This is a genomic window from Mesorhizobium sp. M1A.F.Ca.IN.022.07.1.1 (genome assembly GCF_003997575.1).
Lineage (GTDB): Bacteria > Pseudomonadota > Alphaproteobacteria > Rhizobiales > Rhizobiaceae > Mesorhizobium.
This window is the reverse complement of record NZ_RZST01000017.1, coordinates 1-15,250: the sequence shown is the minus strand read 5'-3', so window position 1 is coordinate 15,250 and position 15,250 is coordinate 1. Positions and strand designations below refer to the sequence as shown.

Below are 15,250 nucleotides of genomic sequence, written 5' to 3'. Positions count from 1 at the left end.
TCAGGACGCGCTTTTGATTCTTTGTTTCATGCAGGCCTTGTCCCAAAAACCGCGGCACAGTTTTGGGCGGCATGCATTGGTTCAGTACACCGGTGGCGAAACCACCCAGATGACGACCGCCGGGTCGGCGCCAGGATTGCGCCAGCGGAACGGCATGCCTTCGAAGCGGAACGAGTCGCCTTCGCTGAGCCGATGCCAGACGCCGCCGATCTCGAGCTCGAAAGTGCCCGACGCGACGTAGCCCGCTTCCTCGGTCGGGCGGCGCGCTTCGGTCTTCAATTCCGCGCCCGGCGCGAAGACCGAGCGCAGCATCTCGAAGCTACCGCCAAGATCGGGCGACAGAAGCTCCTCCACGAGGCCCGATTCGCTTGTGCCAAGCGAGCGGCGGCTGCCGGCGCGCACAACCACGCCGCGCTCCTCTTCGGCAGGCACGTCATGGCTGAAGAAGAGGCTGAGCGGCACGCCGAAGAGTTCGGCGAAGGCCCGCAGGTCACCAAGCGAAGGGATCGACAAGCCGCGCTCGACCTGGCTGACCCAGCCTACTGAGCGGTCGAGCTTCAGAGCAATCTCGGCAAGCGTCAACCCGCGGGCCTTGCGCAGCGCACGAATGTCGCCGGCCAGCAGCCGCTCGCCATTGTCCTGCTCCGATCTGATGGCGGTCGAGGTCACCCGCTCCTCGTGAAAAAATCTGCTCAAATTTCATGAGAAAGCAAGTGCATGAAAAAATCAAGTGAATTTTCATGCAACGCAAGATTTGCTTGCGCCATTTTGGCGGTTGATGCAAAGCCTCGCCATCGAATCGCGAGTGGGGCGTCCGGTCGAGGACCAGTTAGTTATTTGTGTCTGCCTATGGTCGTTGCGGGAATCGGGTTGCCGGGTCCAGCCATGCGTGAAGGGACGGCCCATGCTGGAGAAGAATGACCGGAGCACGCTCGACGCAGCGATCGTCGATGAGGCGATCATGTCGCGCCGGTCGGTGCGCGCGTTTTTGCCCGACATGGTCGACGACAGCACAATCCGCGCCATCCTGACGGTCGCGGCAAGGGCACCCTCGGGCACCAACATGCAGCCCTGGCGTGTCTATGTGACCAAGGGCGAGGTGAAGCGGCGCATCAGCGACGCCATCCTCAATTCGGGCATCCGCGCCGAAAAGGCCGAATGGGACGAGTACCGTTACTATCCCGACCAGTTCTTCGAGCCCTATCTCAGCCGGCGTCGCGCCAACGGTTTCGGTCTCTACGGCGCGATCGGCATCGGCCGGCGCGAAGTCGACAGGATGCGGGCGCAGCACGACCGCAACTTCGTCTTCTTCGACGCGCCGGTCGGCCTGATCTTCACGGTCGACCGGCGGCTGAACAAGGGCTCGTGGATCGACTACGGCATGTTTCTGCAGAACATCATGGTCGCGGCACGGGGCAGGGGCCTGCATACCTGTCCGCAGGCGGCTTTCGCGCCCTATCACCGGCAGATCCGCCCGGTGCTCGACATACCAGACGAGGAGATCGTGGTCTGCGGCATGGCGCTTGGTTATGAGGACACGTCCAAGCCCGAGAACGAATTCCGCACCGACCGCGCGCCGCTCGAAGACTGGGTGACGTTCGCGACATAGCTCTCCGGCGCGGATCGCAGCCCGATGTGCTAATCCGTGCCGATATGCCCGCCATGGCCGCTGACATGGGCACCGTCCTGCGGGGTGAGCCTGAAATAGGCGAGCAGCGCGCAAAGCGTGATCAAGCCTTCGACAACGAACAGGAGCCGGTAGTCGTTGACGCTCGCCTGGCCGCCGCCGGCGAGCAGCGAGAGCATGGCAGCGGCCAGACCGACGCTGATTGCCACCGCCAGCTGCCAAAGGATGTAGTACAGGGCGCTGAAGCGCGAGAGCTGCTCGGGCGCGATGTCCGAGTAGGCGAGGTTGCCGGTCGAGGCCCACTGCACCGAACGGAAAAGGCCGAAGGCGAAGATGTAGGCAAGCACGATGCAGGTAGGCGTGCTTTCCTGCATCAAGGCAAAACCGGCGACCAGCAGGGCGGCGATCGGCGTGTTGACGATCAGAACCCGCTTGAAGCCGAAGCGGTTCAAGATGCGCGGCATGAAGAAGCGCATCAGCAGCGAGCCGATCGCCGCGACGAAGGTCAGCGATCCGGCCTGCACCGCGCTCATGCCGAAGCCGAGCTGGAACATCAGCGGCAGCAGGAAGACAACGGAGCTTAGCCCTATCGTGTCGAGCCCGCCGCCGGTCAGAAAGCTGATGCGGAAGGTGCGGATGCGCAGCAGATTGAGGTCGAGCAACGGATTGCGGGCCCCCAGACAATAGAAGGCCGCGACAGTGAGGATGGCGATTGCCAGGCCGAGCTCGACGCCGATGATGCTGGCGGCGACGTCCTTCGCGGCAAGCGAATCCATGCCGAAGACGAGCAGCGCCATGCCGCCGCCGACTAGCAGGAAGCCGGGAAAATCGAAGGGCGTGCGGACCGGCTTGGTGGTCGTGGGGAACAGCGAGGCCGCGAGCAACGCGGCCGTCAGCGCGATCGGTATGTTGATGTAGAAGATCCACCGCCACGAGACGTAAGTGGTCAGCGCGCCACCGACGAGGGGCCCGACCAGCGGGCCGGACTGGCCGGCGAGCGAAATATACATGTTGATCCTGAGCGTGCGGTCGCGCGGAAAGCTCGACAGGATTACGACCTGACCGAGGGTGCCCATCAGCGCACCGCCGAAGCCCTGCAGCGCGCGCGAGCCGACCAGCATCCAGATGTTTTCCGACAGGCCGCACAGGCCCGAGGCGCTGGCGAAGACCAGCAGCGCAAAGCAATAGACGTTGCGCAGGCCGAAGCGGTCGGCCAGCCAGCCGCCGAGCGGCATCGTGACGATGAGGCTCGCGACATAGACGGTGATCAAAAGCCCGAGCTGGCTCGGCGGGCGGCCCAGGCTTTCGCCGATGCCGGGCAGCGCGGTCACAATGACATTCTGGTCGAGGCTGGTCATGAACACGCCGAAGGCGACGGTCGCCGGCAACAGCAGCGACGGGTCACCCGCCGGAGCAAAGCGGGTCGTGGCTGTCGCCGTAGTCTCTGCGGTCATGGAAGGATGTTGTCGAACCGGTTGCCTGAGGGCTCCGAGAGCCGCGTTCCTTATCTATCGTCTTCGCTGGCCCAAGGCTCAAGCGGCAGTTGTGGCCGTCGATAGTGCCACGCGCCGGCTGAACCAATCCCCGAGTGCTGCCTGCTTAGAGGCAAATTCGGCACGGAAAACCGCCGCGCAGTTTCCTGGAATTGCGCTTAGTGCACCTCGTAGCCGACTTCCTCGCTCGCGTGGCACAAGGCCTTCCAAAAGGAGCGCGCGAAGGAGCGGAACACATAGATGTCGAATTGGTCGCCACCGGTGCGCTGGATCTGTGCAAAGACATCGTGGTGGTTGGTCGAGCGGCCGGCGCCGAGCGGGAAGGCCGGCAAGGCGAAGTCGATAGCGAAGAATTTCGCCATCACCCACTCCGCTTTCGGCCCGGCGATGCGAATCGCGGTGCGGCCATGCGAGAGATCGGTAATCGTGCCGATGGACGGCGTGATCAGGCCGGTGAACGCGGAAGCCAGGCCCTCGGCCTCGTCAACCACGGTGAATTTGCCCGGCGCGAATCCGAACGCGGCTTTCGCGCCGTTGACGACGCCGCCGCCGGCTCCATCCGGCAGGGCAAGGCCTGTCACCTTGTATATGCCGGACATCAGCCGCTTCTCCTCGCCCGGCCATGCTGCGAACTGCAGGATCGAGCCCGGCCGCGTTTCGGACAGGATAACGTCAACGCCATGCTCGAAATTACCGTGCGAGCCTGGATGATAGACCGGTTCAAGCGGCGACAGGCGCTCAGGCAATTGCCGCTCGGGAAGTTGTCGTTCAACCATGCATGCGGCTCCCGTCCGGATCGTAGAAATGGTTGGAGACGATCTCGACCGGCCCGAACCGGTTGCGCAGCGGATCGGAGACGAAGGCGCGCGTGCCGTGGCGCGCCTTGCCGCCTTTGACAAGCGCAAGCGCTATGTATTTGCCGAGCGCCGGCGAATAGCAGCAGGCGGTGATATGGCCGATCGAATCGTGCGGGTTCGCTTCGTCGAGTTCCTCGACGATATGTCCGCCACCGTTGAGCGCGCGGTTGTCGAGAGCGATCAAGCCGACAAGTTCCAGCCGGTCCGGGGCGATCAGGCCTTCGCGATCCATCATGGCGGAACCGATGAAGGGCTTCTTCTTCGACAGCATCCAGTCGAGATGCAGGTCGCGCGCCGTGGTGCGGCCGTCGATCTCCGCGCCGGTGACGTGGCCCTTCTCGATGCGCATGGTGCCAAGCGCCTCGAGCCCGTAGGCGACCAGGCCGAAAGGCTTGCCGGCCTCGATGAGAGCCTCCCAAACGCGCGTTCCATAGCCGGCGCCGGAATAGACCTCGAAAGCCATCTCGCCGGAGAAGGAGAGGCGGCAGATCATCACCGGCACGCCGGCGATCTCACCGTGCACAATGCCCATGAAGGGAAGCGCGGCGTTGTCGACGGCCGTGCCCTTCACGCAGGCAGCGAGGATCGCCCTGGCTTTCGGTCCGCCGATCGCGGCCCCCGCCCACTCGTCGGTGACGGAGGTGACGGTGACCTTCAGTTCCGGCCAGATCACGTCGAGGAAATACTCCAGATGCTGCATCACCTTGCCGGCATTGGCGGTGGTGGTGGTCATCAGGAAATCCTGTTCGCCAAGCCGCCATGTGGTGCCGTCGTCGAAGGCAAGCCCATCCTCGCGCAGCATCAGACCGTAGCGGGCCTTGCCGACCGCGAGGGTGGAAAACATGTTCGTGTAAACGCGGTCGAGGAATTCCGCCGCATCCGGGCCCTGAACGGCGATCTTGCCAAGCGTCGAGACATCGACGATGCCGGCGCTCTCACGCGTTGCCGCGGCCTCGCGGACATAGGCCTGCTCGACCGTCTCGCCGGCGAGACCGTAGATCATCGGGCGGTACCAGAGACCGGCCGCATACATGGTCGCGCCGTTGTCGATGTGCCAGTCGTGCATCGGCGTCAGCCGCTCGGGCTTCAGGTCGCCGAAGCGCTCGGCCGCCAGCGAGCCGATCGACACGGCCGTGTAGGGCGGCCGGAACCGCGTCGTACCGACTTCGGGGATCGGCTTGCCCAGCGCCTCGGCCATGATGGCGAGGCCCGGCACGTTGGAGTTTTTGCCCTGGTCGGTCGCCATGCCGAGCGTGGTGTAGCGCTTCAGATGCTCGACCGAGACGAAGCCCTCGCGGTGCGCGAGCCGCACATCCTCGGCGGTCACGTCGTGCTGGAAATCGACGAAGCTTTTGCCCTTGGCCTTGATCTCGAAGACCGGTGCCGGATCCGGTTCGCCGGGGACGGCCTCCACGACGGGTAGCGGAGCGGAGGACGCGCTTCCGCCGGCGGCCTGAATGCCAGCCGCGCGGCCTTCGGCAATCGCTTCCGCGGTCGTGAAACTGCCGGTGAAGGCGCCGGCGCCGATCCAGCGCTGCGTCGGCTGCGGCGGCAGGAAGGCCTGCCTGGCAGGGTTCCATATGGCCCTGGCTCCAGCCTGGCTGGCGAGATGGATCGTCGGTGACCAGCCGCCCGACATCAACAGGCAGTCGGCATGGATGCTGCGCTCATCGCCGCTCAGCGCGCCGTTCATCAATTCGAAGCGCCGCACCTTGAGACCGGTGAGCGCCTTGCCGCCTTCGGTCGCAACCACGGCATGGCCGGCAAGCAGCTCTGCTTCGGCCTGGCTCGCCGGCCTGCTCATCTCGTTCGACACGTCGCTGCGGACATCGACGATGGCGACGACGGCGGCCCCGGCCTTCTTCAGTGCAACGGCGGAACGATAGGCGCTGTCATTGTTGGTGAACAGTGCGATGCGTTCACCGGGCAGCACGCCATATTCATTGGCGTAGCGTTCGGCCGCATGCGCCAGCATGACGCCCGGACGATCGTTGCCGGGGAATACCAGCGGACGCTCGAAGGAGCCGGTGGCGAGAACCACCGTTTTGGCGCGGATCGCCCAGTAGCGCTGGCGCGGCTCGCCCTTGGCCGGAACTTCCTTGTGGTCCGTCACCCGTTCGAGCGCGGCCAGCGTGTTGCCGTCGTAATAGCCCCACACCGTCGTGCGCGGCAGAAGGCGGACATTGTCATTGCCTTCGAGCTGGCCGACGATGCGCGCCGCCCAGTCGGCTGCCGACGCCCCGTCGATGGTTTCGCCCGACCAGTTGGCGGAGCCGCCGAACTTTGCTTCGAGCTCGGCCAGGATCACGCGGGCGCCCTGGTCGGCCGCGGCCTTCGCCGCCATCAGCCCGGCCGGGCCGGAACCGACGACCAGCACGTCGCAGAAGGCGTTCATGCGCTCGTAGCGCGAGGTATCGGGCGCGGTGCCGGCTCTGCCGAGGCCGGCGGCGCGGCGGATGAAATGCTCGCAGAACATCCAGAAGCGCGTGCCTTTCAACGGACCGATCACCGGTCCCATGAAGGTCTTGTAATAGAAGCCGGCCGACAGGAGCTTGCCGCCGAGCTGGTTGAGCGCGCCGATATCCCAGGCGAGCGAGGGGGAGCGGTTCTGGCTGACCGCGACCAGCCCGTCATAGATCTCGACCATGGTGGCGGGAATGTTGGGCTCGCGCACCTCGCCGCGCAGCACCGTCACCAGAGCGTTCGGTTCCTCGACGCCGGCGGCGAACAGGCCGCGCGGGCGATGGTATTTGAACGAACGGCCGAACAGCGTCACGCCATTGGCGAGCAGCGCCGAAGCCAGCGTGTCGCCGGCGTGTCCGGTATAGCGCGCGCCGTCGAAGGTGAAGCGGATGGTGCGCAGCCGGTCGATGCGGCCGCCGGTTTCTGTGCGGCGAGGGCTCACTGGTGGCCTCCCGCTTTGTGGCCCGCGGACTTGTGTCCGCCACGGGCAAAGGCAGTGCTCAAGATTTCATGGGTTAAGGTGTTTCGCACCACCCGCAGATGCGCGCGGCAGCCGCCGGAATGCTGCCAGATCTCATTGTGGTCGCCGGCCGGGTTCAGCCGGTCGTAGACATAGGCATTCCAGGCGTCGAGATCCTGCGAGGCAGGCTGCGGCCGCTCGCGGTTGCCGTCGCCCTGGTAGGTGAACTCAATGACATCGCGCGGGCCGCAATAGGGACAAGTGATCAGCATATGATTCGAAACCTAATGCAGCCGCGGCGTCGCGCCCTGGCCTTTGTCGTCGATGATGAGGCCGCGATAGAAACGGTCGAGCGTGAAGGGCGCGTTGAACTCGTGCGGCTCGTCCTTGGCGATGGTCCAGGCAAAGCACCATCCTGAGGCTGGCGTTGCCTTGAAGCCGCCATAACACCAGCCGCAATTGAGATACATGCCGGGCAGCGGGCCGGTGGTGATGATCGGCGAACCGTCCATCGTCATGTCACAAAGCCCGCCCCAGGAGCGCAGCATGCGCACCCGCGCCAGGCCCGGGAAGAGTGCCAGCATCTCGCTCATCACCTCGTCGACGACGGGCAGGCTGCCGCGCTGGGCATAGCTGTTGTAGCCGTCGAGGTCCCCGCCATAGACGAGGCCGCCCTTGTCGGATTGCGAGATGTAGAAGTGGCCCATGCCGAAGGTGAGAACGGTGCCGATGATCGGCTTCAGCGATTCCGAGACGAAGGCCTGCAGAACGTGGCTTTCGATCGGCATATGCGAAATGCCGGCAAGCTGCATGACTTGGCCAGTGCTGCCGGCCACCGCAAGCGCCACCTTCTTGGCGCGGATATCGCCGCGCGTCGTCGTCACACCGGTGATGCGGTCGCCGTCGCGCAGGAAGCCGGTGACCTCGCAATTCTCGATGATGTCGACGCCGCGCCGGTCGGCGCCGCGCGCATAGCCCCAGGCGACGGCGTCGTGGCGCGCGGTTCCGGCACGCGGCTGCATCAGCCCGCCAAGGATTGGAAATCGCGCCGAGCCCGAAACGTCCAGGGCCGGAACAAGGCGCTTGATCTCTTTGACGCTCATCAGTTCGGCGTCGACGCCGAGATGACGCATGGCATTGCCGCGCCTTGCGTAGTCGTCGAGCTGAGCCGGCGTGTGCGCGAGGTTCAGGCAGCCCCGCTGGGAGAACATGACGTTGTAGTTCAGGTCATGCGACAGGTTCTCCCACAGCTTCATCGAATGTTCGTAGAAGCGGGTGTTCTGCGGCAAAAGATAGTTGGAGCGCACCGCCGTGGTGTTGCGGCCGACATTGCCCGAGCCCAGCCAGCCTTTTTCCAGCACCGCAACATTGGTGATGCCGTGCTCCTTGGCGAGGTAATAGGCGGTCGAGAGCCCATGGCCGCCGCCACCGATGACGATCACATCATAGGACGCCTTGGGGTCCGGCTTGCGCCAGGCCGGTTTCCAGTCCTGGTTGCCGTTGAGCGCGTTCTTGAGCAGCGAAAAGGCTGAGTATTCCGCCATTCTTCCTGTCGTCCTTTTGGTGCGAGCCGGCAGACTATAGAGCAGGCGAGAAGCGCAAAGCCAAGATTGCGCCATCGCTTTTCGACAGGCCGACTTCGATCCGCGCCGAGGCCCGCGGATGGAGACGTCTTGCCGCCTGATAGGCCGGTCTTTATCAAGGGCAGGATTTTCGAAGATTTTTCGGCCGTGAGTCGCCCGTCACGTCATGATTTTCCGACTGCTCCGCCTGATCCTGATCGCCATTGTCGCCGTCGCGGCGCAGCCCTCGCCCGGCGCGATGGCGCAGGCGATCGGCCAGGGCTCCACGCAGCTCATCGCCGACCAGACCAAGGCCATCCAGGATCTGACGGCCAAGACCGACGGACTGGAGAAGAAGTTAAGCGCCCCAGACCAGGACGATGTCGGCCTTGTCGATATCCGCTTGCAGCTCGAGGATATTTCACGGGCAGCGCTGAACAGCGCGCTCGCGTTCCGATCGCGCCTCAACGACATCAATGCGCGCATCCAGGTATTGGGGCCGCCGCCGGCCCAGGGGCAGCCGCCGGAGCCGGCGATCGTCGCCAACGAGCGCGCGGCGCTTACGGCCGAGAAGGCCGAGATCAACGCCGTGGTCGCCGGCGCGCAGAACCTGTCCATCCGCATCAGCGGGCTGGTCGACAGGATCGCCACGCTACGCAGTCAGCTTTTCCGCAGCGTTCTGACGAAACGCTACGAGTTGAGCGATGCGCTGAGCCCGCAGGCCTTTTCCGACGCGCACGACCAGTTCACCGGCCTCTACAAGGCGGTGGCGTCCTGGCTCACCTTCGCATTGAAGTTCAAGTTCCAGGCGATGCTTGCGGCGACGCTGATGGCGCTGGCGCTGGCGGCCGTGCTGCTGATCGGGGGCAGGCGTCTCTTCGGCCGCATCTTCGAGGCCGATGCTTCGGTCGAAGAGCCGTCGTACCTGAGCCGGCTTTCGGTGGCGTTCTGGTCGACGCTGCTGCCGACCGTGGCGCTCGGCGCGTTCCTCGCCTCGACCGTGTTCTTCTTCAACTATTACAACGTCCTGCGCGGCGACATCGGCGAATTCCTCAACGCGCTGCTCTCGGTCGTCGCGGTGGCGTTCTGCGTCAACCGGCTGACCAATGCCGCCCTAGAGCCGCGGCTGCCGAACTGGCGGCTTATTCCAGTCGCAACCGGACCGGCGCGTTGGCTGGTGCGGCTGGCCACCGCCATGGCCGTGGTCCTCGGCTTCAACTACTTCCTGTCCGTCGTCAACGAGAAGATGGGCTCGCCGCTGTCGCTGACGATCGCCAGGAGCTTCGTTGCCACCGTCATCGTGGGCGTCATCCTGATCCTGATGGGTGTGCTGAAGCCTTTCAGGGCGAAGGACGGCTCGTGGCGTCCGTGGCCGGCTTGGCTTCGCTTCATTGCCATCGGGCTCGGCGTCTCCACAATCGCCGCGGCACTGCTCGGCTATATCGGTCTTGCGCTTTTCGTCTCTATTCAGGTCGTCGTCACCGGCACCACGCTGATCACCGCCTATATCGGCTTCCTGTCGGCGCGGGCGATCGGCGAGGAGGGCGGCTTCGCCGACACTTCGGTCGGGCGCTGGCTGTCAGCCAATTCCAGCTATGAGGACACCGCGCTCGACCAGCTCGGCCTAGTGGTCAGCATCGCCATCAACCTGATGATCGTGCTGGTGTTCCTGCCGCTGATCCTCTTGATGTGGGGCTTCCAGCCCGGCGATATCGAAACCTGGGCCTTTAAGCTCGCAACGGGCGTGACCATCGGGTCGGTGACCATCTCGGTGCTCGGCATCCTCACCGGCATCGTCGTTTTCGCCATCGGCTATTTTCTCACGCGTTGGTTCCAGGGTTGGCTCGACGGCTCGGTCATGGCGCGCGGCAAGGTCGACACCGGCGTGCGCAATTCGATCCGGCTGGCGGTTGGCTATGCCGGCGTCGCGCTTGCGGCGCTGGTCGGCATATCGGCGGCGGGCATCGATCTTTCCAATCTGGCGCTGGTCGCCGGCGCACTTTCGCTGGGTATCGGCTTCGGCTTGCAGAACGTCGTCTCGAACTTCGTCTCCGGGCTGATCCTGCTTGCCGAGCGACCGTTCAAGGTCGGGGACTGGATCGTCGCCGGCGACATCAGCGGCACGGTCAGAAAGATAAGCGTGCGCGCCACCGAGATCGAGACGTTCCAGCGCCAGTCGGTGATCCTGCCGAACTCGAACCTCATCAACAATGCGGTTGGCAACTGGACGCACCGCAACAAGCTTGGCCGCGTCGACATCAAGGTGGGCGTCGCCTATGGCAGCGACGTCAAGCGCGTCCACGCCATCCTGCTCGGCATTGCCCGCGCCCATCCGATGGTGCTCAAGAACCCCGAGCCCTTCGTGCTGTTTGCCAATTTCGGCCCGGCTGCACTGGAATTCGAGATCCGCGTGTTCGTCGCCGACGTGTTGAACGGCAGCATCGTCCAGAACGACATCCGATTCGCGATCTTCGACATCTTCGAAGACGAGCACATCGAGATCCCGTCGGCGCCCCGCGCCGTGGTCGAGAGCAAGAAGCATGAGCCATGGCCGATCGACGACGACAAGATCGAGGCCGAATTCGCCGAACGCGAGCGGCTGGAAGCGGAGGCCGCGGCCGAGCAGGCGCGTCTGGCTAAAACCAAGAGAAGAGGCCGCAAGCCCGACCCCGACTAGCTTTGGCGCCCGCGGAAGCCGATTGTGGCATGAATGCGGCATTCAGTTGCGGTTCACGTTACATCTCATATAAGCTCTCACGCAAAGGGCGAGAATGCCTTGCGAAATTGAACAGAGGCGGTGTGGAAACACCGGAATTGCAATGTGGAAGTCTGTCGTTGCCGCCGTCGCTTTCCTGGCCCTTAGCGGTTCGGCTTTTGCCGCCAGTGCGGTCAACAAGGACGCCCAGACGCGGACGTTGATCGTGACCGAAGGCGGCGGCAAGACCGAGCTGGCGCTGGCCGCCGGCGAGACTGTGGAGTTCTGCCCGAATGGCTGCTTCGTCACCCTGCCCAATGGTGATCTCGAAGCGCTGACCGGTTCGGAAACGGTCGAGATCTCCGGCGGCGTTGCGCGGATCAAGTAAGAACTCCTTGAATATGATCGGCAAGGCCGGGCGTTTGTCCGGCCTTTTATCGTTCCGGTAGCCGCTGCTTAACGATAACGCCGGAAGTGTTCCCGTCGTGGTTAAGCTCAAGACTGCCAGCTGCCAGGTCGACTTCCAGGCCTAGGACTTCGGGGTTTTCGCCTGAGCGAAATCGCATGTGGAGCCGAGCCGGCGCGGCGGGTCGCGCGGCATCCGCGATGTGTCGCAAACAGGCGGTAGCTCAATCTGCGTCCTCTGCATATTCTGGCGCAATTCGAACGGGCGCCGGCGCGCCCGCTTTAGCACTTTGGAGTCGCGGGCATGGCAGAGTTTCCGAAAAAGGCGAAGGTCGTCATCGTCGGTCTTGGCGGTATTGTCGGCGCGTCGGTCGCCCATCACCTGATCGAGCGCGGTTGGGACGACATCGTGGGCATCGACAAGTCGGGCATCCCGACCGATATCGGCTCGACCGCGCATGCCTCGGACTTCTGCTACACGAACAGCCACGATTTTATCTCCTGCCGGACGACGCTCTATTCCCTCGATTTCTACGAGAAGATTGGGCATTACGCGCGCATCGGCGGCCTCGAAGTCGCGCGCGTCGGCGACGATGGCCGCATGGACGAGATCAAGCGCAAGATTGCTTCCGCCAAGGCATTCGGCACCCGCGCGCGCCTGATCGAGCCGGCCGAGATCAAGCAGAAGTTCCCGCTGATCGAGGAGCATCTTGTGCAGGGCGGGTTGTGGGACCCCGACGCCGGTCTCGTCATCCCGCGCTCGCAGACGGTGGCCGGCAAGCTCGTCGACCAGGGTGTCGCTTCCGGCAAACTCCGGGCTTTCGCCAACACCTCGGCCAAGGACCTGATCGTCGAGAACGGCCGCATCAAGGGCGTCGTGACCGAGCGCGGCACGATCGAAGCCGATTATGTGGTCGTCTGCACCGGCATTTGGGGCCGGCTGACCGCGGCACTGGTCGGCGAAGACCTGCCGGTCATGCCGATCGACCACCCGCTGACCTTCTTCGGCCCATATAACGAGTTCGCCGCCACCGGCAAGGAGATCGGCTGGCCGCTGCTGCGCGACCAGGGCAACTCGGCCTATATGCGCGACACCGGGGATCCCAAGACCGCGGAGGGCGGGCAGATCGAATGGGGCTATTACGAAGAGACCAATCCGCGTCTCTGCCATCCGCGCGACCTGCTGGAAAAAGACCAGGCGCGGCTCTCGCCCTCGCAGCGCGACCTCGACATGGAGCAGATCATGGCGCCGCTGGAGCGCGCCATGGAACTGACGCCGATTCTCGGCGAGCTCGGGTACAATGAAGGCCATTCCTTCAACGGCCTGCTGCAGGTCACGACCGACGGCGGCCCGTCCATGGGCGAAAGCCAGAAGGTCAGGGGCCTCTGGTACGCCGTCGCCATCTGGGTCAAGGACGGCCCGGGCATGGGCAAGCTGATCGCCGACTGGATGACCGACGGCCGCACCTCGATCGACCATCACGCCATCGACTATGCGCGCTTCTACCCGCACCAGACGAAGGAAGAGTTCATCTGGGACCGCTGCACCGAGACGGCGATGAAGGTCTACAATCCGGCGGTGCATCCGCGCGAGCCGTTCTCCAAGGGCCGCAACATCCGCCGCTCGCCGTTCTGGGAGCGCGAGAAGGAACTCGGCGGCTACTTCATGGAGCTGGGCGGCTGGGAGCGCGCCCATGGGTATGCCGCCAACGAGCATCTCCTGGAAAAATACGCCAACCGCGTCCCGGTGCGCGAGAATGAGTGGGACAACCGCCATTTCTGGCGCGTCTCCAATGCCGAGCATCTGGCGATGAGCGAGGATTGCGGCATCGTCAACCTCTCGCATTTTTCGATGTACGACGTGGAAGGGCCGGACCATGTCGCGCTGCTGGAATGGCTGTGCGCGGCCAAGATCGGCGGCGACAACAATATTGGCAAGGGCATCTACACCCACTTCCTCGACGAGGAAGGCATGGTGCGCGCCGACTTCACCGTGATCCGCATGGCCGATCGCTGCCGCGTGATCGACGGCGCCGACGCCGGGCCGCGCGACTTCCGCTACATGCAGCGCACCGCGCAGGACAAAGGTTTCGATGTCACTGTCACCGACGTCACCGAAAAATACGTCACCATCGGCATCTGGGGGCCGAATGCGCGCACGACCCTGCAGAAGGTGGTCGAGGACCCGAACGGGCTGACGCCGGAGAATTTCCCGTTCGCGGCGATCAAGCCGATCAGGATCGGCGGCAAGGACGTCACCGCCTTCCGCATCTCCTATGTCGGCGAGCAGGGCTGGGAACTGCATATGCGCTATGAGGACGGGCTCGCCGTCTGGGACGCGCTGCGCTCGACCGGTGTCATGCCGTTCGGCGTCGAGACCTACGCCAACACGCGCCGCATGGAGAAGAGCCTGCGGCTGCAGAACGCCGACCTCTTGACCGAATACAATCTGCTCGAGGCAGATCTTGCCCGCCCGAAGGTCAAGGAGAACGACTTCTGCGGCAAGGCCAAGCACCTGGAATATCGCGCCCGCGAGCATCAGCCGGCTATGCTCTGCACGCTGGTGATGACCGAGAACACCGATTCCAAGGGCGTCGCGCGCTATCCGGTCGGCATCATGCCAGTGCAGGATCCCGCGACCGGCGAGACGCTGGTCGACGAGCTCGGCCGGCGCTCCTTCACCACGTCGGTCGCCTACGGCCCGACCATCGGCAAGAACATCGCGCTCGCCTATCTGCCCTGGGCCTGCTGCCAGGAAGGTCGCAAGCTGCAGGTGGAGTATTTCGGCGAGACCTATCCGGTCGAGGTGGCCGGCGTCGGCTACAAGCCGCTTTACGACCCGGAGAATCTCAAGCCGCGCAGCTAAGCGAGCGCGCGTTCGTCCGGATTGGTGGAAGGCCCGGTCGACGCCGGGCCTTTTTGCTTTGTTCATGCGCGATTATCGCTTACCGTTGCGTCATGTCCGCTTTGGGCCGAACAAGGCATTGGCTTTCCGGCGCCGCCGCGCTGGCGCTGCTCCTCGGCCCGCCCACGCGATCGAGTGCGATAGAGCCGGTAGATGTCGAGCTGGTGCTCGCAGTCGATGTTTCGCTCTCCATGTCGCCGGCCGAACTCGAGATCCAGCGCCGTGGCTATGCGGCGGCACTGACGGATGACAACGTGCTCAAGGCCATCGCCGACGGCGTCCACGGCAAGATCGCGGTCACCTATGTCGAGTGGGCCGGCACTAGATGGCAGCGGGTCGTCGTACCGTGGACAGCGATTGCCAATCGCGCCGACGCCGAACGGATCGTTGCGCAGATGAACGCACGTCCGCCGGACAGCGCGCGACGTACTTCGATCTCCGGCGCGCTGGCCTTCGGCAGCGACCTTTTCGCCGAAAGCGGCTTTCAGGGGACCAAGCGCGTCATCGACGTTTCGGGCGACGGACCCAACAACCAGGGCGCGCCGGTCGACATCACGCGCGACGAGGTGGTGAGGCAGGGCATCACCATCAACGGACTGCCGCTGATGACAAGGGGCGGGTACGGCGGCGCCTTCGACGTCGCCAATCTCGACCGCTACTACAGCGACTGCGTGATCGGCGGGGCGGGCGCCTTCATGATCCCGGTCAACGACTGGACGCAATTCCCGGAAGCGATCCGCCGCAAGCTGGTGCTCGAGCTCGCCGGCCCGGCCTCGCGGCAAT

The 15,250-nt window shown here is 64.4% G+C and carries 11 protein-coding genes; 5 read left to right on the top strand and 6 right to left on the bottom strand.

The window, feature by feature from the left end; translation table 11 throughout:
• Positions 1-81 precede the first annotated feature (81 nt).
• Positions 82-669: an XRE family transcriptional regulator gene (locus tag EOA75_RS04165; RefSeq protein ID WP_197507521.1), complete on the bottom strand. Its 588-nt coding sequence runs from the start codon at positions 667-669 to the stop codon at positions 82-84.
• Positions 670-904: 235 nt separating this feature from the next.
• Here EOA75_RS04165 and EOA75_RS04160 point away from each other — a divergent pair, with 235 nt between their 5' ends.
• On the top strand, positions 905-1,609 hold the full coding sequence (locus tag EOA75_RS04160; RefSeq protein WP_095801957.1) for a nitroreductase: 705 nt from the start codon (positions 905-907) through the stop codon (positions 1,607-1,609).
• Between the two features lie 29 nt (positions 1,610-1,638).
• On the opposite strand, the gene EOA75_RS04155 is transcribed toward EOA75_RS04160, so the two are convergent.
• The 5 genes from EOA75_RS04155 to EOA75_RS04135 all read right to left on the bottom strand — a co-directional run bounded on the left by EOA75_RS04155 (position 1,639) and on the right by EOA75_RS04135 (position 8,444).
• Entirely contained in the window at positions 1,639-3,081 is a 1,443-nt protein-coding gene (locus EOA75_RS04155; RefSeq protein ID WP_095801956.1) for an MFS transporter, read from the bottom strand.
• Positions 3,082-3,278: 197 nt separating this feature from the next.
• Complete coding sequence (locus EOA75_RS04150) at positions 3,279-3,866, bottom strand: sarcosine oxidase subunit gamma (RefSeq protein WP_127323703.1); 588 nt, start codon at positions 3,864-3,866, stop codon at positions 3,279-3,281.
• Positions 3,867-3,888: 22 nt separating this feature from the next.
• A complete protein-coding gene (locus EOA75_RS04145) occupies positions 3,889-6,882 on the bottom strand; it encodes a sarcosine oxidase subunit alpha (RefSeq protein ID WP_127323696.1) in 2,994 nt (997 codons plus the stop codon).
• Complete coding sequence (locus EOA75_RS04140; protein ID WP_067329272.1) at positions 6,879-7,172, bottom strand: sarcosine oxidase subunit delta; 294 nt, start codon at positions 7,170-7,172, stop codon at positions 6,879-6,881. The genes EOA75_RS04145 and EOA75_RS04140 overlap by 4 nt, the downstream gene beginning before the upstream one ends.
• Before the next feature lie 12 nt (positions 7,173-7,184).
• A complete protein-coding gene (locus EOA75_RS04135) occupies positions 7,185-8,444 on the bottom strand; it encodes a sarcosine oxidase subunit beta (RefSeq protein WP_095780816.1) in 1,260 nt (419 codons plus the stop codon).
• 205 nt (positions 8,445-8,649) lie between these two features.
• On the opposite strand from EOA75_RS04135, the gene EOA75_RS04130 reads away from it, so the two are divergent.
• From EOA75_RS04130 to EOA75_RS04115, 4 genes are all read left to right on the top strand, one after another.
• Entirely contained in the window at positions 8,650-11,139 is a 2,490-nt protein-coding gene (locus EOA75_RS04130; protein WP_127323695.1) for a mechanosensitive ion channel family protein, read from the top strand.
• Between the two features lie 142 nt (positions 11,140-11,281).
• On the top strand, positions 11,282-11,545 hold the full coding sequence (locus EOA75_RS04125) for a hypothetical protein (protein ID WP_066999629.1): 264 nt from the start codon (positions 11,282-11,284) through the stop codon (positions 11,543-11,545).
• 321 nt (positions 11,546-11,866) lie between these two features.
• Positions 11,867-14,428 carry an FAD-dependent oxidoreductase gene (locus EOA75_RS04120; RefSeq protein WP_127323694.1) on the top strand — a complete coding sequence of 854 codons (2,562 nt, stop codon included), beginning with the start codon at positions 11,867-11,869 and terminating at the stop codon, positions 14,426-14,428.
• 92 nt (positions 14,429-14,520) lie between these two features.
• Positions 14,521-15,250 (top strand): DUF1194 domain-containing protein (locus EOA75_RS04115; protein ID WP_164747273.1); only part of this gene is annotated, 730 nt, incomplete at its 3' end.

What these genes read in the sequence shown, in the direction of transcription:
- EOA75_RS04155 (WP_095801956.1), bottom strand. Translation starts at nt 3,081, where the DNA reads ATGACCGCAGAGACTACGGCGACAGCCACGACCCGCTTTGCTCCGGCG.
- EOA75_RS04135 (WP_095780816.1), bottom strand. Translation starts at nt 8,444, where the DNA reads ATGGCGGAATACTCAGCCTTTTCGCTGCTCAAGAACGCGCTCAACGGC.
- EOA75_RS04140 (WP_067329272.1), bottom strand. Translation starts at nt 7,172, where the DNA reads ATGCTGATCACTTGTCCCTATTGCGGCCCGCGCGATGTCATTGAGTTC.
- EOA75_RS04160 (WP_095801957.1), top strand. Translation starts at nt 905, where the DNA reads ATGCTGGAGAAGAATGACCGGAGCACGCTCGACGCAGCGATCGTCGAT.
- EOA75_RS04125 (WP_066999629.1), top strand. Translation starts at nt 11,282, where the DNA reads ATGTGGAAGTCTGTCGTTGCCGCCGTCGCTTTCCTGGCCCTTAGCGGT.
- EOA75_RS04130 (WP_127323695.1), top strand. Translation starts at nt 8,650, where the DNA reads ATGATTTTCCGACTGCTCCGCCTGATCCTGATCGCCATTGTCGCCGTC.
- EOA75_RS04120 (WP_127323694.1), top strand. Translation starts at nt 11,867, where the DNA reads ATGGCAGAGTTTCCGAAAAAGGCGAAGGTCGTCATCGTCGGTCTTGGC.